Raw genomic sequence first — 23328 nt, forward strand, 5'->3', positions numbered from 1 at the left:
TAGGCCGCCTCGCTCAGATCCTGGTCGTCGTCCTGGTCTCCGGCGCGATCGTCGGGCTCGAGATCGGTATCAACGTCGCCGATGTCGGTATCCTCGTCCTCGGCGGGATCGTTCCCGTCATCGCCATCGACGAAGCTGGAGCGCAGCGCCGTCTTGGCCGGTTTCTCGACAGCGTCGAACCGCATCGCGTCGGGCAACCAGGCGGTTGCCTTCTCGCGGATCTCGGCCTCGACGATGCCCTGGCCGTTGCACAGCGACGCGCACGTTGCGGCAAGGTCGCCCTTCTTGGCGTCCTTGTAGCGGCCGCGCAGGATCGGCCCGCCAATCTCCTCGAGCGCATCGAGCATGATGCCCTTCTTCACCCGGCCGAAGAAGTTTTCGGCGGTGGGCCGCCACCAATGTGCAACCTGGATGTCGAGCGTGCGACCGAGATGGTCGTGGAAGGCGTTTTGGCGGTAGCCCTCGGCGACGTTGAGGGTCGGCTCCAGCGTGCGCGCGATCGAGAAGGCGACCCAGGCGCCCCGGGCCTCGTCGTCGAGCGCCCGGAAGGCGTCAAAGCGCTCGGTCATCGTCGTGTGACCCGCCCAGCTCGTGTCGAGCCGCTGGCGCTGATCGTCGATGGTCTGCGACGCCATGGAGCCTTCGTCCCGGAACCCGAAGATCGGGAAGCCCGCGGCGCTCGACTTCAGCGTCGAGTGGTTGGGAACATGGTGCTGCTCGAACACCACGTTCTGCGCCATCAGGAAGATGGTCAGGTCGAGCGCCATCGCCGGATCGCTGGCGATGTGGGCGACGAGGATCTGGCGGCGCTGGGTTGCCAGTTCATCGATCAACGTAGCGCTGAGCTTCGAACCCTGCTCGGCGTCGCCAGCGGCGCCTTCGCCGGTTTCTCCGCCCGTCGTCCTGGGCGGGGCGTTGGGATCCACGACCGGCTTCTCGCTAAACAGGCGGGTGTGAACGCGGGGTTCGCCATCACCGCCGATATAGATGAACGTCCCGATCTGCGCCTTCAGCGCCGGATCAATCTCGTGACGGGCGTCGTCGATCGTTTCCAGCTCGCGCTCGATCGCGTCGATGCGGTCGTTCGCCATCTGGGCCTCGGGGGTGCCATCGGCCAGCACGGATTCGAGCTGCTCGACAAGCTGGTCGTTCTCGGCCGACAGCGTTTCCACGCGCGTCTGTTCGTCCTCGGTGAGGGCGCGGGCAGGGGCGTGAAACTCGTGAAGCTGGCGCTCGAGGTCGTAGGGAACGTGGGTTGCCGCGATCGGCGTCACGAACGCGAGACCCTCGGACTGCGCGAGTTCGGCCGCGGCCGCCTCGAGCTTCTTGGCTGCGAGCGTCTCGATCAGGTCGACGTCGATCCAGTTCTCGTCGCCTTCCGTGGCGAACAGGTCGCCTTCGATGCGACCGCCTGCGGCGAGATAGGCATCGCGACCGACGAACCGGGCCTTGGCATCGTTCGCCTTGACGGTGCCGTTGAGGATAGCGCGACGGATATTATCAGGCGTGTCCCCATAGTAGGACGTGCTCATCTGCGCGAACACCCGGGCCTGGCGGTCGATGTCGCTGGTGACGGCGTAAGCCTGGGCGACGCCGAGGGTAATTTCGCCGGCGGCAAGCGCCTCGAAGACGCAAGGCGCCAGCTCGGCGAGGCGCACGCGCTGTTCGACGAAGCGGGTCGTCACGCCCTGACGCTTGGCGACGTCCTCGGCGGTCATCCCCTTCTGGATCAGGAAATTGAACGCCGTGCATTCATCGGCCGGGTTCATCGGTACTCGCTGGAAGTTTTCGGCGAGGCTCGCCTCGATCGCATTGTCATCGTCGGTGAGGACCAGGACGGGCACGGTATGATCGACGGGGAGGGTGCCCTGCTCGATCAGAAGCTGAAGAGCGCGCAGGCGACGTCCGCCCGCCTTCACGGTGAAATGGCCCGCCTTCTTGAGCGGCGTGACGATCAGGTTCTGCAACAGGCCCTGGGCGGCGATGTTGGCGGCAAGGGTATCGATGCCGGCTTCACGGTTGGTTTTGCGGACATTGTCTTTCGACAGCGAGAGGTTCTTGACCTTCACGGACTGGATCATCGGTCTTCTCCATCTGGAATATGCGTAGCCGTCAGACGGTCACGCGAGCCTGCTCATCAGACCCACAAAGCCGAAGGCTCCCTCCCCTCCCTTTGGCGGGCGGAGAGAGAGCCCTTGATCGGTCAGGCTGTGATGCGGTCGATCACGGCGACGGCGGTCGCGACGGGAACGAAAAGGCGGGTCTTGTGCTGGATGATCTCGGTGAAGCACCCGGCCGCCTTCAGCTCGGCAAGGCGCGTGTGCGGCCAATCGAGCAGTTCGAGGCGCTGCTGACCGGCGACCATGCTGCGCTTCAGCCGGTACGCGCCGACGCTTGAAATCTCGCCCGTCGTCATGACGTGCTTGGCCGTCTCTTCACCCGACACCGTGATCGTCGCGGCGATCCCGAGGGCGTCCGCAAGTTTCAAGACAAGCGGCGCGGGGACGATGCGACCGAGGAAGGACTGCCCGTCCTCGGTGTTCAGGCGCCAAACCTGGACGTGATCGTCGGGCAGCCGGTCCCAAACGGGAAGGAGAAGCCCGGTGACGAGGTAGAGCATGCTGGTGCGAATCTTGCCCTGCATCTCCTCGACCTCGGCTTGCCACAATGCCGAGAATTCCTCCTCGGTCGTCTCCTCCCACATCGTTTCGAGGAGAAGATCCTGGCGCATCCGCTCGGTGCGGGTCGGGCGGACCAGCTCGTAGCGGCGCACGATATCGCCATCGTCGTCGGTCAGCGAATAGGTGCTGCACCGGATCGCGGCCTTGCCCGACTTGCGATTGACGATCGGGCGCGAGTCGTCGCCGAGCATCCGCAACGCGCGATCGAGTTGGACCGGCTTGTAGCGCTCCTCGGTTTCGAGCCGGAGGATCTCGGTCTCGGCGCCGCTGGTCTGGTCGCGCCGGATGATGGTGCGATCGAGGATGGTGATGCGCTCGGCATTGATGCTCTCGACGCCAAGATCGAGCGTGCCTGCTTCCCGGGCCGCTTCGATGCGGGCCTCGATCAGGCCGAGATACTCGTCAAAGATCGCGTTCTGGAGCGCGATGCGAAGCGCGAGTATCCGGTTGAGCCAGCGCTGGATGGGCGGCAGATCTTCCTTGAGGCCGCCTCCTTCGCCTTCCAGCTCGAGGCCAGTAAGCTTTTGGAACTGGTCGAGCGTGGTCGAGCGCAGCTTGCCGTCGGCGAGCAGGCGGAACCAGGTTTCCAGCGACTCCTTGGCGTAATCGCTTTCCAGATTGTCGCGCGGATCGAACAGGCCCTGTCCGCCCGTCTGGCGCTGGCCGCGGGTGAGCGCGCCCAGGCTGTCGAGACGGCGCGCGATCGTCGAGATGAAGCGGCGTTCGCCGCGGCAATCGGTCGACACCGGCCGGAACAGCGGCGCGGTCGCCTGATGCGTCCGGTGCGTGCGGCCTAGGCCCTGGATGGCGGCGTCGGCGCGCCAACCCGGCTCAAGGAGATAGTGGTTGCGCCGCGACTGGTTCTCGGCCGTGAGGCTCGCATGGTAGCTGCGGCCGGTGCCGCCGGCATCGGAGAAGATCAGGATCTTCTTGGCGCCGCGCATGAAGGCGTCGGTTTCGGCAAGGTTGGTGCGGGGCGAACGGCTTTCGACGCGCTGACGGCCGTGCGCGTCCATGATGACGCGCCGGCTGCGCCCGGTCACCTCGGCCACGGCGTCCGTGCCGAAATGCCCGATGATATGATCGAGGGCAGAACCGACGACGGGCAGGGCACAGAGCTGCTCGAGCAGATTGTCGCGCATCTCCAGCGCCTCCTGGCTGAACACGGGACGGCCGTCCTCGTCCGACATCGGCTCGGAGCGCGTCTTGCCGGTATCATCCACAAAGGTCTTCATCTGTCGCACCGGGAAGGCGGCCGTCAGATAGGACATGACGAACTCACGCGGCGAAAGCTCGATGTCGAGACTGGCACGCTCTTCGACGCTGAGTGCGGCGAGTGCCCGGTTGAGCATCGCCTCGGACGTGGAGACGAGCTGGATGACGACGCTCTCGCCGCGCGCCAGGTCGGCGTGCATCGCCGGGATAAGCGAGGTCAGCTTCATGCCGATCAGAAGCTGACAGAAGAAGCGCTGTTTGGTGGACTCGAAGATCGACAGTGCGGCCGCCTTGGCGCCGCTATTATAGGTGTCGTTGGAGAAGCTGTCCGTGACGCGGGTGGCGTCGAGCGCGGCGCGCAAATTGGCATGAATGATCGCCCATGCGTCCGCATAAGCGTCATAGACCTCGATCTGGTCGGGGGTGAGGCGGTGTTCGAGGATGTCGTACTCGACACCGGCGAAACTGAGCGCACGGGCGACATAAAGGCCCTGCATCTTCAGATCGCGCGCGATCAGCTCCATTGCCGCGATACCGCCACGGCGCAGGCTGTCGACGAACGTGCGGCGATCGGCAAACGCCGTCCCCGGTCCCCACAGGCCGAGCCGAGTGGCATAGGCCAAATTGTTGACGTCCGACGCGCCGGTCGCGGAGACGTAGAGGACGCGGGCGCGGGGCAGAAGGTTCTGCAGGCGGACGCCCGCGATGCCCTGGTCGGAGCCGTCCTTGGTGCCGAAGCGGCCTTCGCCGCCCGCGACACCGGCCATCTCGTGCGCCTCGTCGAACACGACCATGCCGTCATAATCGTCGGCGACCCATTCGAGGATCTGCTGGAGCCGCGTGCCCTTGTCCCCGCGATTGGAGCGCAGCGTCGCATAGGTCAGGAAGAGGACGCCTTCGACTGCGCCGACGGGTATACCGAGTTTCCACTGGTTGAGATGCTGGATGTCGAGCGCGAGACCGCCGACCGCAGTCCAGTCACGACGCGCATCCTCGAGCAGCGTCTCGGTCTTGGAGATCCAGACATGCTTGCGGCGTCCTCGCAGCCATTGATCGAGAATGATCGCCGCGACCTGACGGCCCTTGCCGGCGCCGGTGCCGTCGCCGAGGAAGAAGCCGGTCCGATAGGGGCGACCTTCCTCATCGGGCGTGAGCGACAGGCCCTCTTCGACGGGCTTGAACAGGCCGGGGATGTCGCGCTCGAAGGCGTCGCCAGCGTAGATCAGTGTTTCGAGCTGAGCGTCTGAGAGCACCTTGCTGTCGACGACCTGCGTCGGGAGCCGAGGGACGTAGGATGGCCGGGGCGCGGTGATCGATCCCATCGCGATCGATTCCACCAGCGCGGTCGGATGCGCGGACGAGCAGGGGATCGCGACGCGGCTCGGCCGATAGGGCAGGTAGACACCGACGGCCTCCCCCGTCGCCACGGGCTCGGCGAAGACGGTGTAAGTGATGTCGACCGCGGCGAGCGACTGCGCGACCTTGGGCGAAGGCGCCGTTAGGCGCGGTTTGTTGGCGAGACCGCCTAGCAGCGATCCACGCGCGGTCGGGCGCGCGAGGTGCGGCACCGACAGCACCCTGACAGGCGCGGTCGGCGCGGTGATGGCCGCGAGAGCCTCGGCGAGCGAGCCGCACCGGATCAGTTCGGCATGATCCCCGGTACCCTTTTCGAGCACCATGATCTTCACGGTCTGGCTAGTGCCATGCTTCGCGTAGGCGTTGCCGGGCAGCTCGAGGTGCAATGTCAAAGCACACCCCTCGATCGCCTTGGACCAGGCGCGGCTCGATGTGTCGACGCGATCAGGGAGGATGGCGGCGCAGCGGCCTCCCGGCGCGAGCCGCATGAGAGCGGCACGAAGGTGGCGGAACGCGGCGAGCGGGTCGGCATGGCGGCCAATGCTGCGCGAGAAGGGCGGGTTGACGAGAACGGCGGTTGGGCTGATCGATCGCGGCAGCAGATCGTGGATCAGCTCACCATCGTGCCGGCTCACCGGGAACCCAGGGAAGGCGGCTTCGAGCATCCCGGCTCGTGCTGGATCGAGCTCGTTGAGGATGAGGCGAGCGCCGATGCGCCGCGCAAAGACAGCAAGAAGGCCGGTGCCGGCAGAGGGCTCCAACACCACATCGGTAGAGGCGATGCGGGCGGCGAGCGTCGCGAGGTAGGCGATCGGCGCGGGTGTGGAGAATTGCTGGAGTGCGATCTGCTCCTCGCTGCGCACCGTGTGCGTCGGGAGACCGGCAACCAGATCCGTCAGTGCCGCTAAGCAGGTGAGGGGGGCCGTAGGCAGGTCGGCTCCCTCAAGGTACAATACTTGAGCGAGTTCGAGCATGTCGTAAGCGTCGCGGAGCGACCAGCGCCCGTCGGCGGACGAGCAGCCATAGGCCGTTTCCATGACCCACAGCAGCGTCTCGCGTGTGAGTGAGCCATTCCTGGCAATGGTGTCCGCTACCGCCCTGGCGGCGGTGATCGACGGTTCGGTAAAATCGAGTTCAAGGGCTGAGGCTGAGGTGCGCATCGAGGTGCTCCGTTCTGTCGCCCGGTGCTCATCACCGGATCAACAGGCCGAAGGCTCCCTCTCCTCTACGTCATGGCCGACCGGCGGCGGCGTCGGTGCGCTGAAGGCGGGCTCTCCAGGCGTCGTTCCAGTCATCGTGATGCTGTGGCAGACGGGGGATGAGCTCGCGACCATTGGCGGTGAGGTGGTCCCGCGCTTTTTCCAGCAGGCGTTCGGCAGCTCGGCCGCGATCGGCATAGACGATCACACGCCGGACCCTCTCCGGGATCGCGACGAATGCCAGGCGCTCGACACCGCCCAACGCCCATGTCGGCGTACCGAACCATTCCATCGCCGAGAGAGCGTCCTCAATCCCTTCGGCGAGACCTAGTTCGTCGGTGGCGGGGGCAAGCCGGATCGCCGCGGAGCCGATCAGTCCAAGCGACACCTTGGGTTTGGGGATGGGCTTGCGCAGCACGTCTTCGGGATCGAGGAAGGTCCGCTGGACGGCCGTCACGCCTATGTCGTTTTCGGCTGCGGCGATCATAGCAGGCATTATCCGTTTAGTCGGACCGGAGCCGAGAATGGTCGCAGGGTTGAAGCGCAGCGCCTTGGAGTACGGAGGAGACAGTCCGCGCGCGAGGAGATATTCCTCCGCGAGCGTGCCGGCGATAGGCACGCTGGCCTTCCACAGCCGCACGGCTAGGGCGCCCATGTCGCGCTTGGACTTTACCTCGGGCATTTCCACCGCGGTGCGGTCATGAAGCTTATTGCGCTCGAGCGCCTTCATCACCTCGACGGGAGTACAACCGGCGAAGCAATGAAAGAGAATGGCGGTGTCGCCCAGGCGGACCGACAAGCTCGGCGAGCTGTCATTATGAGCGGGACAGAGACATTCACCACGGGCGCCGCGCCAGATTCCGCCGAGCTTTTCGACGATGTTCTTTGCCCGGATTTCAGCGTCCAGCGGTAGTCTCGCCATCGAGATCGTCCTGTCGGTCTGATTGCATTCGATCATTGTCGTCTCCGGTCACATTGAACCGAAGATCAATCGGCACCCTCTCCTCTGCGTCAGGGACCGCCGTCTGAAAGCCTAATTTATCTTGGGGGCAAGGACGCCGAACTCCTCGACAATTCGATCAGTCGTGTAGTGAGTGGTTCCGTCACGCTCGTAGGAGCTGTCGCGAAGGCGCCCCGCGATCCGTACCAGATCGCCAACATGCGCTTTCTCCTCGACATATTTGCGCTGGCCATCGCTGAAGATGACAACGCGGTTCCAGTAGCTGTCCTCGATCCACTGGTCGCCTTCACCTCGACGTCGGTAGTTCGCGCATACCGAAATGTTGGTGACCTTCGGCTTGGCGTCGATCTCCCCGATTCGACCGATGATCTCGAACTTCGCGTAATTGATCATATTACCTCCCACAGCGGACCACGCTGCGTGGCGACGGACGGGGCAGCCAGATGCAGTCGGTTCGCTGAGCATTTGGGTCTCGAGGGTATCCAACCCACTGCCTTTCAGCATAACTTTGGAAACCTCGTCGGAGGTATCCCCCTAGATAGGGGGACGCGGACGAAGGGCCGACACTGGCAGCACGCGAATCGATAATGTCCTTCAAGAATCAATCTTAAAAAACGACGCTGCTCGCAGCGGAAGGATTCATGATTCAAAAGATTCTAATTCGTGACCAAAAAGCGATGGTTTCTCAATGTGATACCCCGATTTGCCTGACCGTGTGGGGGAGTTTCGCTGACCGATCGGGGGCTACTACCTGCCCAGATGGGGGGATTACCCTGACCGCTTGGGGCTTTCCTGACCGATTGGGGGCGCCAGCGAGTTTCAGGCTTTCGGGTACCTCCGCAGCTCAGGGGCGAGAAGAGAACGCTGAAAAAAGGCGCTTTGACAGGTGTAGTTGTGGGAAGGTCGCGACTCGCGAGTTTTGCAGGGATTTTCCATGCTCAACGATACACTCGATCCTGACCCCTTGGGGGGGCTGACCCCAGAATGATCCTGACCTGACTTGACGGTTGAGGTCAGGTCAGGCAGCAATGACGCTCCCGACCTCTGATTCTGATCGTGTATGGCATGGAAGCCGCCGATAGCGAAAGTACTGTTGTAGTGGAAGAAGCGAACAACGAGGCGTTGCCTGGTCGTTCGATGCGTGTCGCTGCCGCACTGCGCGCCAAAGGCGGCGATGAGTTCGCCAAACCCGGAAACATAATCGAGGTCAAGTTTGTCAAAGGCGAATCGCTGAGCCTTACGGCATCGCGATTACTGGCCCTCATGATTCTTACAGCTGGCGGCGATGCTTGGGAGGACAAGCCGCACCGAATGCGCAAGGCCGACATTCGCCGTGGGCATAAAGGCAATGAGCGGATCACGGACATGCTTCAGGAGCTGCACCGAACGCTGTTCGCGGTCGATGACCGCTCATGGCGTGGAAAGAAGGCGACTACCCTGTTCTCGCTGATCTCGCGGTCTCGGGAAGAAACTGAGGATGAAGGTGAAGCTGGGTGGATTGAGTGGGAGTTCACGCCAGACGCGCGAAAGCTGATCCAGGCTTCCGAGACCTATGCTGTCCTCAACCGCCAAGCCGTGCTGGGGTTTCGCTCGAACTACGCGCTCAAACTGTATGAGCTGGGCGCGCTTCGCCTCCACCGGCGGCAAGCCACCTGGAAGGGGGACATGAAGGCGTTGCGGGCTGCCCTTGGCATTCCGCCTGAGGTCTACACCGACTTCGCGCAGCTTCGGCGCAAGGTTCTCGAGAAAGCCAAAGCCGAGATCGACCAGCTCGCACATTTCCGGGTCGAGTGGCGGGAGATTAGGCAGGGAAGGACCGTCACAGAGATCGAGTTCCGGTTCGAGCCGAAGGATGCGCCAGCGCTCATCGCAACAGTCGATGAGCTGGAGCGCCATTCCGGAGGACGAAAGCCACGTCGCGATGGAACGGTAGAGACGATGACCATCATACCGGCCATTGCTGCCCAGGCCACGATGCAAGGCGCAGCGAAGGCCAAGGAACTTTCGTTTCCGTCGGGCTCAATCCGGTTCGGAGCCGATGAGCTTGCAGCGATCGCCCGGCGAGAGGGCGGAGGCTGGGATATCGATCTTATAGCGACAGGCTTCAGGCAGCAGATGGGCGATCGGATCGAGAAGGTTCGAGGGCCGAAGCTGTTGAAAGCCTGGACCGGCTTTTGCGAGGGATGGGTTACTCGACGGGGCAGGGCAACGTAAGAAATTGCACACGTGCAATTTGTCGCTCCCCCACCGAGTCAGGATAGCGACCGCCTACCACCCAAAACCGCCATCTTCGACCCATCAGCTTTCGAAATTTCCGATTTAATTGACAAAAAAGCGCAAGTCGGTGCACCATGCCCCAAATTTCAAAAGGTGGGCATGTGGCATCAGCGTTGGATATCGAAGGTGCACAGGATCTTGTGTCGGTGGCAACGCTCGCCGCCCGCACCTCATCGGTGCTCGAAAAGCTGAGAGACTCGGCACGTAGCGCGCGCGCCGACGATCGCCGCGAACCCACATTCACGATCAGCAAGGCTGCCGAACTGGTCGGCCGCACGGCCGCCGCGATTCGGGATGCTGAGAAGGACGGCCGACTTCCGGAGCCGGCCCGCGGCGAAAACAATCGGCGAGAGCGATACACGCTCGCGCAGATCAACGACATGCGCGGGGTGTTTGGCACTCGCCCCTATCGGAGCGCCGACGATCCCTGCTGCGTCGTGGCAGTTCAAAATTTCAAGGGCGGGGTCGGAAAGTCGACCATCGCAGTCCACTTAGCGCAGTATCTGGCAATCCAGGGCTATCGAGTCGCATTGATTGATTGCGATAGCCAGGCATCGGCAACGACGCTCTTCGGCTACGTCCCCGATCTTGATCTTACGGAGGATGATACGCTCTACCCCTTCCTGCGGGAGGAGGAGCGGACTTCGCTGGATTACGCGCTCCGCAAAACGCATTTCGACGGCCTTGAGCTCATCCCGGCCAACCTGCGGCTGTTCAACTCTGAGTACGAGCTGGCCGCACGAATGGCACGCGGCAGCGGTGAGCTTCTCGATCGGCTGAGGGTTGGCATCGACAGTATCTCCGACCGGTTCGATGTGATCGTGATGGACCCGCCACCTGCGCTCGGCGCTATCTCGTTATCGGTGCTTCGCGCAGCTAACGCGCTGATCGTGCCAGTGCCGCCGACAGTGATGGATTTCTCGTCGACAGCGGCGTTTCTGTCGATGCTCGATGAGACGATCGAACAGTTGACGGAACGCGGTCTTGCCCCCGACCTGCAGTTCCTTCGGTTCGTCGCGTCCAAGGTCGACGAAAACAAGTCGATGCAGAAGGAGCTGCTGAACCTTATGCGTACCCTCTTCGGGCACGCGATGATCCGGACGCCCCTGAAAGACTCGGCCGAGATCGACAATGCGACGGCGAGATTGATGACGGTCTACGAGTTGGATGGACCAGCCACGAGCTCGCAAGTGCGCAACCGCTGCCTCGCTTATCTCGACGGTGTAAATCAGGAAATCGAAGTCGACGTGCGCTCGATGTGGCCTAGCCATCGTGCCCGTCTGCGCCAGGAGGCACTGGCGTGAATATGCGAAATTGCACGCGTGCAATTTCCAAAAACAGGAGGGCCACATGAGTGGAAAGAACAGCGGATTTGCAGCCGATTTAGCGGCTGGAATCGACCTCACCAGCGAGGTCGCACCCCGTCGTAGCGGGATTGCGACAAACGTCCTCACGGGGCGGACCAATCGCATCGCGGAGCTTGCATCCGGTGCCGTCGTTACGCGCATCCAGGAACTTGTCGATCCCGCACGGTGTCGGATGTGGTCGGGGCATAACCGCGAATATGGCTTGTTAAACGAGCAGCGCTGTGGGGACTTGATCGAGAGCATCAAGGCGCAAGGCCGGCAGGAGATGCCAGCCATCGTCCGTCGCGTTTCAGGCGATCCCGATTTCGACTTCGAGGTGATCTGCGGAGCACGCCGTCATTGGACGATCAGTTGGCTACGATCGCACAATTACCCGGACTTTAAGTTTCTCGTCGACATCCGGGAAATCGGTGACGAAGAGGCGTTTCGGCTCGCAGACATTGAGAATCGAGCGCGCGACGACCTAACCGATCTCGAGCGCGCCCGCGATTACCTCAGGGCACTCGATGCCTATTATGATGGCCGTCAGAAAACGATGGCTGAGCGGATTAACGTCAGCGAAAGCTGGCTGACGCGGTATCTTGATCTGGCTCGGCTGCCCGAACCTTTGATGGCAGCATTTCCCGAACCGCAATCGCTCACAATCCGAAATGTCATTGCGTTGAAGCCACTCCTCAAACCAGAGGACAAGCGAGCGCGTGTGTTCAACGAGGCCGCGGCGCTTGGCAAGCAGCAAGCCGATGAAGGCAGGCCGATGCCTGTGCTGGATGTCATCCGCGCACTGACCACGGCCGCAGCCTCCCCCAAGAAGTCAGGTCCCCCCAAAAGGTCAGGATCGCCCCAGACCATCTCGTCGTCTGCCGGGAAGGCGGTGCTCCGGATCGAGGGTGCTGATCGCAAAGGCGTCCGCCTGACGCTGCTGCACAAAAGCGGTGCCTCACGTGAGGATGCCGAGAAAGCGATGAGGGAGGTGCTCGATCATCATTGGGCGTAGAGCCTCGCTTGCAGGCTGGTACGATTCCACTAGGCCAAGCGGAGACTTCGTCTCACGCCTGATCGTCAATCGATAAAGCCGCGTCGTCCGCGAGCTTGAGCACGCCTAATTTCACGAGCACCTCATCCAGCGCCGCCATCTCGTGGTCGAATGCTGTCAGCGCGGGCTCAAGGTCTTTTAATTGTCGAGCCGCAGAGCGGGGTCGTCCCACCGGCCGCGCAACGAACCCGAAGGAAACCGCGAGATCCGGCGCCATGTATGTTCGCCAGGCCCTACGACCACTAACCTCGGTCAGCAGTTCGAGGTCCGCGGCTCGCATGAGCAGCTTGCCGGCTCCAGACAGGGTCACACCCAATTTCTGCGCGATCAGGCGCGGGCTGACAACGGGGGCGAACTGGACCAGCGCTAGGAGCTCGAGAAGCTTCCCTGGGCGATGGGCATCGCAGACGGCCACTGCCGCTCGCAACCGATGATCTTCGAGCGCCTGGAGCCGCTGGAGCCCCTCTTCGGCTCGATCGGCGAGTGCACGGAGGTTTCGTACGATGATGGCATGACTTTCGCTGGGCGCGAGGCGGAACGCCTTGTCCGCGATGGTCAGGCATGGGAGCATTGCATGGGTGATGTTCATGGATCGCAGCAGGGAGGGGATCGTGAGCCAGGGCGTAATGGTAGTGTCCGCCCTTGCATGACGGGCGGCGACCTCGAGTGCGCGAAGCAAAGCCGGGCGCCGGTTCCAGTCTTCGGCTACATCAGTCGGTATCGCAGCTACATCCCGCCAATAATGTGCTTCCCGTTGCCTCAGCCGCCCTTGCCATGCCTGAAGAGTGCCCGGATCATCTACGTGGGTCGGCATTGCGGGCCGACCGGGCAATTTGACCCCACTTTCCCGGCTAAAAATATCGATTTCGTCGATTTCTGCGGATTGACCCCTGAGCGCGGTGGTATAGCCGGTCCACGAAGCTCGTAGAGACCACGGCGCGGCGGCAGGACTGACGGAAACACGGGCATCGAGGCGGCTGATCGATGCCGCCGCCCGCTCAAGAGCGGAGACTAGTTTGGACGTCCAAACGGGCTCCGAAAGATCAGGTATCGGGCGTGTCATCCGCTAAACATATCTCGAAGTTGTTACTTCAGTCTACCACGACGATGCTTCTAATAACCGAACATGCGATAATTGCAGTTATCACATAAGCGGAATTGACCCTCTTGATAAGGTACGCTATACGGCGGCGGTGGAAACGAGCGCGACCGATCCGATCGATGCCCCTGGAAACGGCCGGTTTCCCGTTCCGGCGCCAGCGGACGCGCGCGTCACCGTCGCGACGATGCCGGAGATCGCCTGGACGGCGACCCAGATGCAGGCAGGCGCGCGCATCGTCATCAACGAGGCATTGATTGCCGCATTTCAGGCGGCGAGTTCGCCGCATTCGATCCGGGCGCTGAAGAATGACCTTGAAGCTTTCGATGCCTGGTGCCGGCGGACGAGCCGGATAGCCTTGCCGGCGTCCCCGGAGATCGTCGCTGATTATCTCGATGGCCGGGCAGGGCAGGGGGCGAAGCCTGCCTCGCTTGGGCGCTACAAGGCGTCGATCGCCAAGATCCACCAGCTGCTCGACCTGAAGGACCCGACACAGGCCGAGCTGGTCAAACTGCGCCTGCGCGCCATCCGGCGGGAGAAGGGCACCGCCCAGGCCCAGGCGCGGCCACTTCGGTTCAAGGGGCCGGTCCGCGATGTCGAGCGCGACAAGCGCCGAGGGATCAACGTCGCGGCGCTGCTGGAGGCCTGTGATGGCGAGCTGCCCGACCTGCGCGACCGCGCCTTGCTGTCGGTGGCCTATGACACCGGCCTGCGCGCGTCGGAGCTCACCGCCGTCGCCGTCGAGCATATCGTCGAGGCCCTCGATCCCGAAGCGCGGCTTTTGGAAATCCACCGCAGCAAGGGCGATCAGGAAGGGGAGGGGGCGACCGCCTTCCTGTCGCCGCGCTCCGTGAAAGCGATCGCGGCGTGGACCGAGGCGGCCGACATCGCCTCCGGCCCGCTGTTTCGGCGCGTCCAGGTGCGGCGCTACAAAGCCCGCGCTGCGGTGAAGGGCCGGCGGATCGACAGTATCTCGAGCCGCGAGCGTTGGGATTTGCGCAAGACGCTCTCGAAGCCTGCGGTGCCGGCCCGGGTCGAATATGACGTCGGTTCAGCAGCATTGCACCCCGGCTCGATCGGGCCGATCTTTCGCTCGATCATCCAGCGGGCATTCGACCGCGGCGCGCTTGGGGACCTGACGGCCGAGGACCTGGCGCGGCTGCTCAAGGGGATCAGCGCGCACTCGACACGGGTAGGGCTCAACCAGGACCTGTTCGCAGCGGGCGAAGATCTTGCCGGCATCATGGACGCTCTGCGCTGGAAGAGCCCACGCATGCCGCTCGCGTATAATCGAAACCTGGCCGCTGAGGCCGGCGCCGTCGGCCGGCTGATGAGGCGACTCGAATGACGCCGCCGGGCATCATTGCCTGCACCTCGCTGTGGCCCGGCCTCGAAAGAACGGTCGGCTTGCTGTCCGAAACGTTCGACAGTCTCGTGTTCGATCGATACGTCGGTATCGGGGGAGAGCACACCGCGCATGGACGAATTTGATTGGGAATGGCAGCGGCTGCGCGCCGAATCGGACCTCAAAGATCTTGAGGGTGACGCATTCGAAACGCGGTTTCAGTCGGTCGCGAAGTCGCTCTGGAAAGAGGACTTCACGCCCACGATTCCTATGGGCCGTCGCGGCGACCTGAAGTGCGATGGCTTCCGGAGCTCAACCGGGACGGTCTACCAATGCTATGGCCCGCGCTACGGGCAGACGAACGTCGACGACGCTCTCGCGAAAATCGACGAGGATTTTCGTGGAGCGAAGGCACATTGGGGCACGCGGCTCCGAGAGTGGAAGTTCGTCGTCAATCTCTACCGCGACAAGCTGCCCTCGGAACTCGTACGCAAGATCGAGCAGCTCGCCGAGGAACTCGACGTGCCGGCCGGGCCGATCACGCGATTCGATGTCCTGGACCTGATCAAGAGCCTTCCCGCCGAGGACCGCGTGCGGCTTTATGGCCGCGCGCCCCGGGCCACGGACATGGCGCGGATCACCTACGCGAACCTCGGCCGCGCCCTCGCACTGATACGGCGCGCCATCGCCACCGATCCGAACGAGCCGGTGCCGCTTTCCGCCGATCTCGCGACCAAGGTGGCGTTCAATGCGCTGTCCGATGCAACGCGTCACTTCCTGTCGATCGGCCAGACCGGCGTCGCGAAAGTCGAAGAGTATCTCCGCGACCAGCCCGACCCCGAAGAGCCGGAACGCATGGCCCAGGGGTTCAAGGCGCGCTACGCAGAATGCGTCACCTCCGGCCTTGAACCCGATCACACATTCAGGGAAATGGTAATCTTCGCAGGCGGCGGCACGGGCGAAGCGGAGCGCGACACCGCAGCTCTGGCGATCGTGAGCCGCTTTTTCGTGACGTGCCAGATATTTGAGATTCCAGTCGTGAGTGTTGTGTCGTGATTCTTCCAACGAAGAATATCAGTCCGGATCGGGCGCTGCTCACGTTGGCAGGTAAGGTCTTCGACGGCCTTGGCTCACCGCGCACGGTATCGGGCGTCTGGGATGAATTTCGCAAGCAGCAGGAGGCTCGGCCGGTCTCCTACGCCTTCTTCATCCTCGCGATCGATCTGCTTTTCCTCATGAAGCTGGTTTCGCTCGGCGACGACGGGTTGATCCGTCGCCGCGCGGGAGCGCAGTGATGCTGCACCGCCTCGCCGCGGATCGAGACGGTTTCAGGACGCTGACCTTTCGGCCCGGCCTCAACATCATCCTCGCGACGCGCGCCGACGGCGGCGACACAGCCAGCAGCCGCGCCAGCGAGCGGCGCAGCCGCAACGGCGCCGGCAAGTCGAGCACCATCGATCTGATCCACTTCCTTCTCGGCGGCAAAGCCGAGGGTGCCCTCGCGGCGACCGCCGTCGCCGAATGGAATTTTTCGCTCGACGTCGATGTCGGCGCCGAACGGATCGAGGTCACGCGCAGCGTCGCCAATGCCAAGCAGGTCTTCATCCGCTCCGCCAAGACCGGGGTGGATCGCATCCAGAATGCCCAATGGTGCAAACGGCTTGGCGAGGAGTGGTTCGGGCTGCGCGAGAAGCGTGGCAACGGCGACGTCTCGTACCGGCAGCTCGTCAGCTATTTCGCGCGCCGCAAGCGCGATGGTGGGCTCGACAGCCCGATCCGGACCTTCCGCAACCAGTCGACCGCTTCGGCGGAAACCTCGCTCGCACACCTGTTCGGCCTGGACGCCGAATTGGTGCGCCGCCTGCATCAGTCGAAGGCGGCGCTCAAACAGACGAAGGATGCGCAGACCGCGCTGGCGGCCCTGGATAAGGTTGCGGCCGAGGGGGCCAAGCGCGCCGACCTTGAGGCTCAGATCGAAGCGCAGATCGCTTCGGTCAAACTCGGACGCGATCGTCTGGCCGAGCGCATCGAAGCCTTCAATGTGCTACCCGCCTTTCGCGAGCTGGAACGCGAACTCGCGATCCTGAACCAGGACTTCCGCGACCTGTCCGACGGCGACGTGATCGATCAGGAAGCGATCGACGTGAACGTGCGATCCCTGGAAGCCGAGACCTTTACCGAGGCGCCGGACATCGCCCGTCTCTTCGACGAGGCCAGGATCGTGTTCCCGGACCTCGTGACCGATCGCTACGACGAGGTCCACCGCTTCCACGAAAAGTTGCTCGAGAACCGGCAATCCCATCTGCAGAACGAAATCGTGGCGGCGCAGCAGCGGATCGCCAACCGTCAGCCCCGTCGCGAGCTGATCGAAGCGCGCCGCCGCGACATCACGCGATCCTTGCGCGCGAGCGGTCCTGCCGACGAACTGCTGCGGCTGCGCGATGAGCTTTCCGGACGCGAATCCGAACTCAAGCAGCTCGAGGGGCGTCTGCAGGAGGCGCGAAAGCTCGAGGAACGTGCCGAGGCGCTTGAACGTGAGGTGGAGGACGCTGTTCGCGCGCTGCGCCAGGACCGCCGCGAGCGATCGACGATCGTCGACACAGCGAGCCGTACCTTTTCGGAAATCTCGGAACGCCTCTACGAAAAGCCTGGCCAGCTGGCCATTTCGGCGACCGATACGGGCCTGCGTTTCCTGCCGCAGACACCCGCCGATGGCAGCGCCGGCGTGATGAGCATGGAGGTGTTCTGCTTCGACCTCACCCTCGCCGCGCTGGCGAAACGACGCGGCGAAGGCCCAGGCTTCATCATCCACGACAGCCACCTGTTCGAGCCCGTCGACGGGCGCCAGTTCGCCCGCGCCCTGCAAATCGCCGCCGACTTCTCGCAGAGCACAGGCATCCAATATGTGGCCCTTCTCAACTCGGACGAGCTTGTCCGAGCCGAGCGTGAGAGCGGCGCCACCTTCGCCCCCTATGTCCTCGAAACAGAGCTTTCGGACACGCCCGATGGCGGCCTCTTCGGGATTCGCTTCGACTAGGGCGCGGCGCGATGCCGGTCCCTTTCATCGAAGACCAGCTCAGGCGTCCTCGTCATAGTAGAGCGTGTCCAGCATAGCGACGCGATAGTCCCACAACTCGCCGTCGCCCCCTGTAGGATGCGGTGCGTTATACCAGGGCGACGACTGGATCGGCACGATGATCCGATCCCAATAATTCGCCAGCGACAGCGCCGTCGGGGCAAAGTTCAGCGCCTCGGCCAGGTTGCCCTTGTTCTTGCCGTTCGCGCAGACAAATGTGTCGGGACGCTTCATGGCGAGCAGCCGCGTCGCCGGCGGGTAATCCCCGACATGATGGGCGTCGGCATCCGTGAATGCTTTGCGGAAGCGGCGACAATATTCCTCGAAATCCTCGCGGCTGACCGGGTCCTTTCGGGGGATGCAGTCCACCGCATCGCGCAGTTTCTGCGCATCAGCCGCCCTTTCCGGGACTACACGCCGCATTGACCGGCGCATCCCACCGCACTTCGCGATGCTCAGCCCGGACGGGACCGGGGCTCTAGTCGGCCTTGCCGACCGGAACCCCGCAAGCGGGTTTCCGCCCATGCGGGTGACGATCCCCTTGCGGAAGGGACGCTCGCCAGTGCGATCGGGTCGGCTTGCGCCGCCCCCCGGTCAGGACCGACCCGAGCGCGCGTCTCGCAGCACGCGACCGACACCGCCATCGCCACTTCGCGAGCGCCGCCCTCGACGACAGCGCCCTCTCACGATTGCCGGCATTCGCCGGCGGGCCGAGCCGCGACCCGGGTGGCCTACGACCCCCTCGCGGTCGATCGCGGCTCCCCGCAGGCCTTGCCCCGTCTCGCAGGGGTCCGCCGCGCAGATGGCAATCCTGGCGCTGCCCGCGGTGCGCTGATCGTCCCGGGGACTCTTGGCTAGAGGACCGCCCCGATCGGTCCACATTGCCCATTCCAGTCTCTTTTGAGGTGCCGGCGAAGCCACCCCGCCTCGCAGTGCCACCTGCGGCGGCCGCGACCACGTCGCAACCCCCTGCGCGAGCCCGTGTTGCCGCGCCTTCGGCGCGCCTGCCCGCGCCAGCTCGCTCCAGGGGTTCCCCGCGCGGGCTGCGCCCGCGCGGTGCGACGCGGTCCCGGCCGCCGCTCACCAGTGGCACCGGCGGGGAGGCCGCCGGCACCCAAGGAGGCTTAAATGAACAACGTGAACCTGGTCGGCCGTATCGCCAAGGACCCCACGACGCGCACCGCGGGCAACACCAGCATCACCACCATCATCGTCGCGACGGACCGCCCGAAGCTCGATAAGGAGGGCAAGACCTACAAGGATCCGCAGACCGGCTTCACCGCGAAGGAGGTCGAGTTCCACAAGGTCACGACCTTCAACGGCCTCGCCAAGGCGATCGCCGCCAACCGCCAGAAGGGCGACCTGGTCGCCGTCGAGGGGCGGCTCCACTACACGAAGTGGCAGGACAACGGCGTCGACCGCTACGGTTGCGAGATCATCGCGGACCGGGTCGAGTTCTACTGACCAGCGGGGGCGGCGCAAGCCGCCCCTTTTCGCTTGCTCGCGCCCTTGGACACCGACTCCAGACAAGCTGCGCCTGAACCTTCCACCACCTCTAATCGGACGGACCATGCGGCGCATCGGCCCGGGGTTGAAAGGAGAGGGGGACCGGAGCCTTCCGAGGCTGCCAGGTCGAGGAGAGAGTGGCCGGAGAGAAGGTGTTGCGGCGCATCCCGGCCATGCCGGGACCGGGGCTCTAGTCGGCTACGCCAACCGGAACCCCGCAGGCGGGTTTCCGCCCATTCGGGTAACGATCCCTTGCGGGACGATAGCGAGTGACATCCCGCTCGCCGTCTGGCGGCGATCGGTCATCGCGGCCCACTGCCAACCGCATCCGACGACGCCAACGTGGCACCGGCCGCTCGCGCGGCCGGGTCCTCTGGGCAGTCGTCGTACTACACCTCAAACCAATAACTCTCTCTCTGACCTCCTAGTTTGGCATCCGGGGATTCAGCCCGGTCAAGGATGCGCGGTTCCCCCAATTTTCACGCGGCCGACCCTACGGGCCGACCACGAGAAAATCGGCTCCCCCACGCCCCGCTTCGCGGCGTTAACCGGGGTCCGGCGAGCACGAGGCTCGCCGGCTTCCCGGTTAACGTCCCTGACCGACCTGACCACCGAATGCCGGGGGAGGAGCCTCATCAAGAAGATGAGAACATCAACCTTGGAGGCTCAAATGACCACTTTCACGAACTTCGCCGATCTCGCCAGCTTCGTTGCCGACGAGCGCCGCAACGACACCCTGACGCAGACTTACGAGGGTGCTTTCATCGAACACAGCGAGATGGCCAAGCTCAGCGTCGTCGACGCGCCGGAGCAGCTGGACATGCCCGATCCGGAGCAGGTGCGGGCCGCTACCGAGATGATGATGGCGACGATGTTCGACGTGCTGCGCGACACTCGAATGGAGCCCTTCGCGGCAGACCTCGCGTGGGGCTTCGCGAACAGCTTCCACGTCGTTGCGAAGCGCATCGAGGGACGCGAGGACGACGCGGCGAACAAGCTGCGGGAACTCGCCCGCGCCTTCGACCCCAGCGAGATCTACGCAACCGAGCTGGAGGACACCCAGACGCTCTGCCAGACGCTGCAGGGTTGCCGGGAAGCGATGGAGTGCATGCGCGACCACGCCGCCGAGGTGTACCGCGTCGAAACCGGCAAGCCCTTCTCTCCGGTGCGTGGCAGCCGGGTCTCGAGCGGCCTGACCGCCTCGATGATCGACGCGCGGGATTACCTCGCCGCACGCAGCCGGGAACGCCGGGAGCAGTTCGCGCCCGAGGGTCCGGTGGTTGCCTTCTCCGGAGGCCATAAGGACTGGAACGACGCCGACCTGCTCTACAAGGGTCTCGACAAGATCAAGGCGCGCATCCCGGAGATGATCCTGGCGACCACCGCGCAGTCCAAGGGTGCGGACGCCATCGCGCACGCCTGGGCCGCATCGCGGGGCGTGAAGGTCATCAAGTTCATGCTGGACCGCAGCGCCGGGAACAAGGCAGCCTTCATCCGCAACGAGCGCATCCTCGGGCTGAAGCCGGTCGAAGCCGTCGTCTGCGAGGGCACGGGCATCCAGGCCAACCTCGCGCAGAAGCTGCGTCAGGCCGGGGTGCCGCTGCACGTCGTCCGTCTCGCGCATCAGACCACCGCCAAGCGCGCCTGAGCGCTTCGGGAGAGGCGCCGGCTTCGGCCGGCGTCTCTCCTTCCTTTTCTGTCGTGCCAATGCGGCGCTCCGGGGCATCGAGCCCCATCGTGCCGCGTGGGACTGAGCTGCCGCTCGCATTGAGGATCGCCCGGCTCGCTCGCGTCGCAACAGGCCTTCGCCTGTCGCTCGCTAGGCATCGCCGGCGACCCTTATCTCACCGAACGGAGGTCCGCCGCCATGACGTTCCAGACCGTCCACCAGTCGCTGTCGTTCGACACAATCATCACGAGTCACCCGCACCGCCTCAGCGCCGAAGCGCACATGATCAAGGTGCTGCGCGAATATGGCGACTGGCCGCAGGACGCCGCCGTCGATGCGGCTCGTGCAGGCAAGGCTGCCCTCGTCCGCGACGACGGTGACAGCGAGACCATCGAGATCCGCGACGACGCCCCGGACGCACCAACGATCCAGCGCCGCTGACCCGCCGACGGGCGTGCTCGCTCGCATCGCGGCAAGCCCCATCGGGGTTGCCAGCTCGCTACGCCTCGCACGCCCGCTGGCACCCACGCAGAGCGACGTCCCGGGACAGCAAAGGAGAGGGGGATCGAGGAAGGTGTCGAACCAAGGGAGGTCGAGATGTCCATCGTGTTTCGCGTTGCCACTGCCGCCGATGATCGTGACGGTCCGACCGCCACCATCAATGCCCGCCAGCTCGCCGCCTTCCGCTCCTTGCTTCGCTCGGAGGGAAGCCGGCTCGGCCTCGCGTTGATCGATCCCGAGGATGACGAGGAGCGGCCTCTCGCCTACAGCTTCGAGGCCCGCGTCTGCCCGCTGGCTCTCGCCAGCATGGCGCGCGTCTTCGACTTCGCAACGGATGCGATCGCCGTCCTCGACGAGGCGCAGTTCCGCAACCGGCGCGTCTCCTTTTACCGCAGCCGGCCGGATGGTCCGGTCGCGATGCGACCGTCCATCACGTCCGATCTCGGCGTCGAAATGGACCTCGCTACCGGCAACGCCTACGCCCTGCTGGAAAGCCTCGGGCTGCGACCCGACAGCGTCGGCGAAATGCCCGTGGACGAGCTACGCAAGCGGCTCGAAAACCCCGCTGTCCGACGCCGGATGCGGGAGCAGAACGTCGACCAATACGCCGACCGCCTGGCGCGCCTGATCGCCACCGCGGACACGGATGACAGCTCGCGGTTCGAGTGGGCCTGAGCCTCTCTCTCTCGATACCGCGGAGGGGCGCTGCGCCTGACGGCGTGGCGCCCTTTTTCATGCCAGCGGGGCTTGAGCCTCGGGGCCGTCGACCAGCCCGGCTCGCTCGCTTTCGCACGGCCCCTACGGGCCGCACGGCGCTACGCATCGGCCGGGCCGGAGAGGAAAATATCTCTCACTGACGTCCAATTCTGTCGGGCGTCCGAGACCGCCTCAAGGATCGACGGTCCCCCCAATTTTGCCGCGGCCGCCGCTTCGCTGCGCTCCACGGCAACCACGACAAAATCGGCACCCCCGTCGCCCGCTTCGCGGCCGCCGGCGATGCCGGCGGTCCTTGACCCGATCTCGGACGCCCGACGCCCGCTCCGCTGTCACTCAAGACAGCAGGAGGCTCCCATGCAGATCATCTCGACTTTCATCGCCAACGAGCAGACCGCCTATCTCGCCGCGGTCGCCTGCGCGGAGCGCCGCGCCCTCCACAGCTTCTTCGACCAGCATGTCATCGAGGACGACATCGACGGGTTCATCGCCATCGACGAGGGGGACTACGACGCCCTCCCGATGGGGGTCATCGACCGCGTGGTTCACACGGTCCCAAGCGGCATGTCCGACGAGTTCTGAACGACAGGGAGAGGCGGCAGCGCCTCTCCCTTTTTTTGCTGTCGAGCCACACGGGCATGAGGGGCATCGAGCCCCCATGCCCGTGCCGCGACTGACGTCGCGGCGGACCGGCGTCACGCCGCGAGCCGCTTCTCGACCTCCTCGATCCCGAGCGACTTGATCCGCCCGGCCAGAGCCTCGAGACGCCTGCTCTCCAGCTTCAACAATCCGGTCTTCTCGACCGACTTGATCGCCTCGTCCCGAGCCCGTTTGACGAGCTGCGCCTTCTTGCTCGCAAGACGCCGCTCCTCCTCCCGGAGGGACTCCATTTCCTCTTCAATCGTACGCGCCATGATGGCCTCGCTGTTCATAGCTGATCGGGCTGCGAACCATGCCGTTGTAGCGGTTCGGGACCTGGATCGGAAGAAGGCGATTGCGGGCGGCTCGGCGGTCCCTCCGGGTCCGCCGATCGGGCTCTACTCGCGGGCCTATGGCCCGCTCACGAAGCCGTCGCTTGGCGCCGTCTTCGCCCTCCGGGTAACGATCCCTGCCGTGCCGATCCCGTCGCCTGAGCTCCGGGCTTGATGAGCGCGCTTGGTCTGGCGACCAGGCGCGCCGGACGGGATCACTCCATCCCATAACCGCGGCCGGAATCACGGCCTAGACCCTTCCGCCCACAGGGCGGACGATGCCCAGCCGGACCCCGGAACGACCCCCATGAATGGACGACCGACACGACCGGAGACCAACTGATCAGTCCTAGATAGA

Annotated in this window: 20 protein-coding genes; 13 read left to right on the forward strand and 7 right to left on the reverse strand. The window is 64.3% G+C overall.

All coding sequences use genetic code 11. The features are described from left to right. From EJC47_RS19130 to EJC47_RS19145, 4 genes are all read right to left on the reverse strand, one after another. A partial coding sequence (locus EJC47_RS19130) for a ParB/RepB/Spo0J family partition protein (RefSeq protein WP_126849332.1) occupies positions 1-2081 on the reverse strand: 2081 nt, incomplete at its 3' end. 122 nt (positions 2082-2203) lie between these two features. After that, positions 2204-6412: a strawberry notch-like NTP hydrolase domain-containing protein gene (locus tag EJC47_RS19135; RefSeq protein ID WP_126849333.1), complete on the reverse strand. Its 4209-nt coding sequence runs from the start codon at positions 6410-6412 to the stop codon at positions 2204-2206. Between the two features lie 70 nt (positions 6413-6482). After that, positions 6483-7409, reverse strand: a complete 927-nt coding sequence (locus EJC47_RS19140) for a DUF7146 domain-containing protein (protein WP_126849334.1) — start codon at positions 7407-7409, stop codon at positions 6483-6485. A 75-nt stretch (positions 7410-7484) separates the two neighbouring features. Continuing rightward, on the reverse strand, positions 7485-7805 hold the full coding sequence (locus tag EJC47_RS19145; protein WP_068075305.1) for a single-stranded DNA-binding protein: 321 nt from the start codon (positions 7803-7805) through the stop codon (positions 7485-7487). Positions 7806-8549: 744 nt separating this feature from the next. Here EJC47_RS19145 and EJC47_RS19150 point away from each other — a divergent pair. From EJC47_RS19150 to EJC47_RS19160, 3 genes are all read left to right on the forward strand, one after another. Beyond that, positions 8550-9626 (forward strand): replication initiation protein, encoded by a 1077-nt coding sequence (locus EJC47_RS19150; RefSeq protein ID WP_126849347.1) that lies wholly within the window; start codon positions 8550-8552, stop codon positions 9624-9626. A gap of 164 nt (positions 9627-9790) precedes the next feature. Continuing rightward, complete coding sequence (locus EJC47_RS19155) at positions 9791-10993, forward strand: AAA family ATPase (protein WP_126849335.1); 1203 nt, start codon at positions 9791-9793, stop codon at positions 10991-10993. 46 nt (positions 10994-11039) lie between these two features. Further along, on the forward strand, positions 11040-12050 hold the full coding sequence (locus tag EJC47_RS19160; protein ID WP_126849336.1) for a ParB/RepB/Spo0J family partition protein: 1011 nt from the start codon (positions 11040-11042) through the stop codon (positions 12048-12050). Between the two features lie 52 nt (positions 12051-12102). Here EJC47_RS19160 and EJC47_RS21460 read toward each other — a convergent pair whose 3' ends face one another. After that, on the reverse strand, positions 12103-12678 hold the full coding sequence (locus tag EJC47_RS21460) for a hypothetical protein (RefSeq protein ID WP_260591675.1): 576 nt from the start codon (positions 12676-12678) through the stop codon (positions 12103-12105). 697 nt (positions 12679-13375) lie between these two features. Here EJC47_RS21460 and EJC47_RS19170 point away from each other — a divergent pair. From EJC47_RS19170 to EJC47_RS19185, 5 genes are read left to right on the forward strand one after another with little or no spacing between them, the layout of a single operon-like run. Then, positions 13376-14536: a tyrosine-type recombinase/integrase gene (locus tag EJC47_RS19170; RefSeq protein WP_126849348.1), complete on the forward strand. Its 1161-nt coding sequence runs from the start codon at positions 13376-13378 to the stop codon at positions 14534-14536. Next, on the forward strand, positions 14533-14679 hold the full coding sequence (locus tag EJC47_RS21120; RefSeq protein WP_185867734.1) for a hypothetical protein: 147 nt from the start codon (positions 14533-14535) through the stop codon (positions 14677-14679). The genes EJC47_RS19170 and EJC47_RS21120 overlap by 4 nt, the downstream gene beginning before the upstream one ends. Beyond that, positions 14666-15589: an ABC-three component system protein gene (locus EJC47_RS19175; protein ID WP_126849338.1), complete on the forward strand. Its 924-nt coding sequence runs from the start codon at positions 14666-14668 to the stop codon at positions 15587-15589. The genes EJC47_RS21120 and EJC47_RS19175 overlap by 14 nt, the downstream gene beginning before the upstream one ends. Further along, on the forward strand, positions 15586-15828 hold the full coding sequence (locus tag EJC47_RS19180) for an ABC-three component system middle component 6 (protein WP_126849339.1): 243 nt from the start codon (positions 15586-15588) through the stop codon (positions 15826-15828). Before EJC47_RS19175 ends, EJC47_RS19180 begins: the two co-directional genes overlap by 4 nt. After that, entirely contained in the window at positions 15828-17570 is a 1743-nt protein-coding gene (locus EJC47_RS19185) for a DUF2326 domain-containing protein (protein ID WP_126849340.1), read from the forward strand. Before EJC47_RS19180 ends, EJC47_RS19185 begins: the two co-directional genes overlap by 1 nt. Positions 17571-17609: 39 nt before the next feature. Here EJC47_RS19185 and EJC47_RS19190 read toward each other — a convergent pair whose 3' ends face one another. After that, complete coding sequence (locus EJC47_RS19190) at positions 17610-18032, reverse strand: hypothetical protein (RefSeq protein ID WP_126849341.1); 423 nt, start codon at positions 18030-18032, stop codon at positions 17610-17612. 705 nt (positions 18033-18737) lie between these two features. On the opposite strand from EJC47_RS19190, the gene EJC47_RS19195 reads away from it, so the two are divergent. The 5 genes from EJC47_RS19195 (at position 18738) to EJC47_RS19215 (ending at position 22581) form a co-directional block, all read left to right on the forward strand. Continuing rightward, positions 18738-19073 (forward strand): single-stranded DNA-binding protein, encoded by a 336-nt coding sequence (locus EJC47_RS19195; protein ID WP_126849342.1) that lies wholly within the window; start codon positions 18738-18740, stop codon positions 19071-19073. Positions 19074-19785: 712 nt separating this feature from the next. Next, positions 19786-20763 (forward strand): DUF2493 domain-containing protein, encoded by a 978-nt coding sequence (locus tag EJC47_RS19200; protein ID WP_126849343.1) that lies wholly within the window; start codon positions 19786-19788, stop codon positions 20761-20763. 219 nt (positions 20764-20982) lie between these two features. Further along, positions 20983-21225 (forward strand): hypothetical protein, encoded by a 243-nt coding sequence (locus EJC47_RS19205; RefSeq protein WP_126849344.1) that lies wholly within the window; start codon positions 20983-20985, stop codon positions 21223-21225. Positions 21226-21381: 156 nt separating this feature from the next. Then, complete coding sequence (locus tag EJC47_RS19210; protein ID WP_126849345.1) at positions 21382-21960, forward strand: hypothetical protein; 579 nt, start codon at positions 21382-21384, stop codon at positions 21958-21960. A gap of 396 nt (positions 21961-22356) precedes the next feature. Beyond that, positions 22357-22581: a hypothetical protein gene (locus tag EJC47_RS19215; RefSeq protein WP_126849346.1), complete on the forward strand. Its 225-nt coding sequence runs from the start codon at positions 22357-22359 to the stop codon at positions 22579-22581. A 113-nt stretch (positions 22582-22694) separates the two neighbouring features. Here EJC47_RS19215 and EJC47_RS19220 read toward each other — a convergent pair whose 3' ends face one another. Beyond that, positions 22695-22931, reverse strand: a complete 237-nt coding sequence (locus tag EJC47_RS19220) for a hypothetical protein (RefSeq protein ID WP_260591676.1) — start codon at positions 22929-22931, stop codon at positions 22695-22697. Positions 22932-23328 lie beyond the last annotated feature (397 nt).

Source organism: Sphingomonas sp. TF3 (assembly GCF_003985085.1).
Lineage (GTDB): Bacteria > Pseudomonadota > Alphaproteobacteria > Sphingomonadales > Sphingomonadaceae > Sphingomonas.

Excerpts from the sequence above, each read along its gene's own strand:
- EJC47_RS19205 (WP_126849344.1), top strand. The coding sequence starts at position 20,983 with ATGACGTTCCAGACCGTCCACCAGTCGCTGTCGTTCGACACAATCATC.
- EJC47_RS19185 (WP_126849340.1), top strand. The coding sequence starts at position 15,828 with ATGCTGCACCGCCTCGCCGCGGATCGAGACGGTTTCAGGACGCTGACC.
- EJC47_RS21120 (WP_185867734.1), top strand. The coding sequence starts at position 14,533 with ATGACGCCGCCGGGCATCATTGCCTGCACCTCGCTGTGGCCCGGCCTC.
- EJC47_RS19170 (WP_126849348.1), top strand. The coding sequence starts at position 13,376 with ATGCCGGAGATCGCCTGGACGGCGACCCAGATGCAGGCAGGCGCGCGC.
- EJC47_RS19140 (WP_126849334.1), bottom strand. The coding sequence starts at position 7,409 with ATGATCGAATGCAATCAGACCGACAGGACGATCTCGATGGCGAGACTA.
- EJC47_RS21460 (WP_260591675.1), bottom strand. The coding sequence starts at position 12,678 with ATGAACATCACCCATGCAATGCTCCCATGCCTGACCATCGCGGACAAG.
- EJC47_RS19160 (WP_126849336.1), top strand. The coding sequence starts at position 11,040 with ATGAGTGGAAAGAACAGCGGATTTGCAGCCGATTTAGCGGCTGGAATC.
- EJC47_RS19210 (WP_126849345.1), top strand. The coding sequence starts at position 21,382 with ATGTCCATCGTGTTTCGCGTTGCCACTGCCGCCGATGATCGTGACGGT.
- EJC47_RS19135 (WP_126849333.1), bottom strand. The coding sequence starts at position 6,412 with ATGCGCACCTCAGCCTCAGCCCTTGAACTCGATTTTACCGAACCGTCG.
- EJC47_RS19150 (WP_126849347.1), top strand. The coding sequence starts at position 8,550 with ATGCGTGTCGCTGCCGCACTGCGCGCCAAAGGCGGCGATGAGTTCGCC.
- EJC47_RS19190 (WP_126849341.1), bottom strand. The coding sequence starts at position 18,032 with ATGCGGCGTGTAGTCCCGGAAAGGGCGGCTGATGCGCAGAAACTGCGC.
- EJC47_RS19220 (WP_260591676.1), bottom strand. The coding sequence starts at position 22,931 with ATGAACAGCGAGGCCATCATGGCGCGTACGATTGAAGAGGAAATGGAG.
- EJC47_RS19215 (WP_126849346.1), top strand. The coding sequence starts at position 22,357 with ATGCAGATCATCTCGACTTTCATCGCCAACGAGCAGACCGCCTATCTC.
- EJC47_RS19145 (WP_068075305.1), bottom strand. The coding sequence starts at position 7,805 with ATGATCAATTACGCGAAGTTCGAGATCATCGGTCGAATCGGGGAGATC.
- EJC47_RS19200 (WP_126849343.1), top strand. The coding sequence starts at position 19,786 with ATGACCACTTTCACGAACTTCGCCGATCTCGCCAGCTTCGTTGCCGAC.
- EJC47_RS19175 (WP_126849338.1), top strand. The coding sequence starts at position 14,666 with ATGGACGAATTTGATTGGGAATGGCAGCGGCTGCGCGCCGAATCGGAC.
- EJC47_RS19195 (WP_126849342.1), top strand. The coding sequence starts at position 18,738 with ATGAACAACGTGAACCTGGTCGGCCGTATCGCCAAGGACCCCACGACG.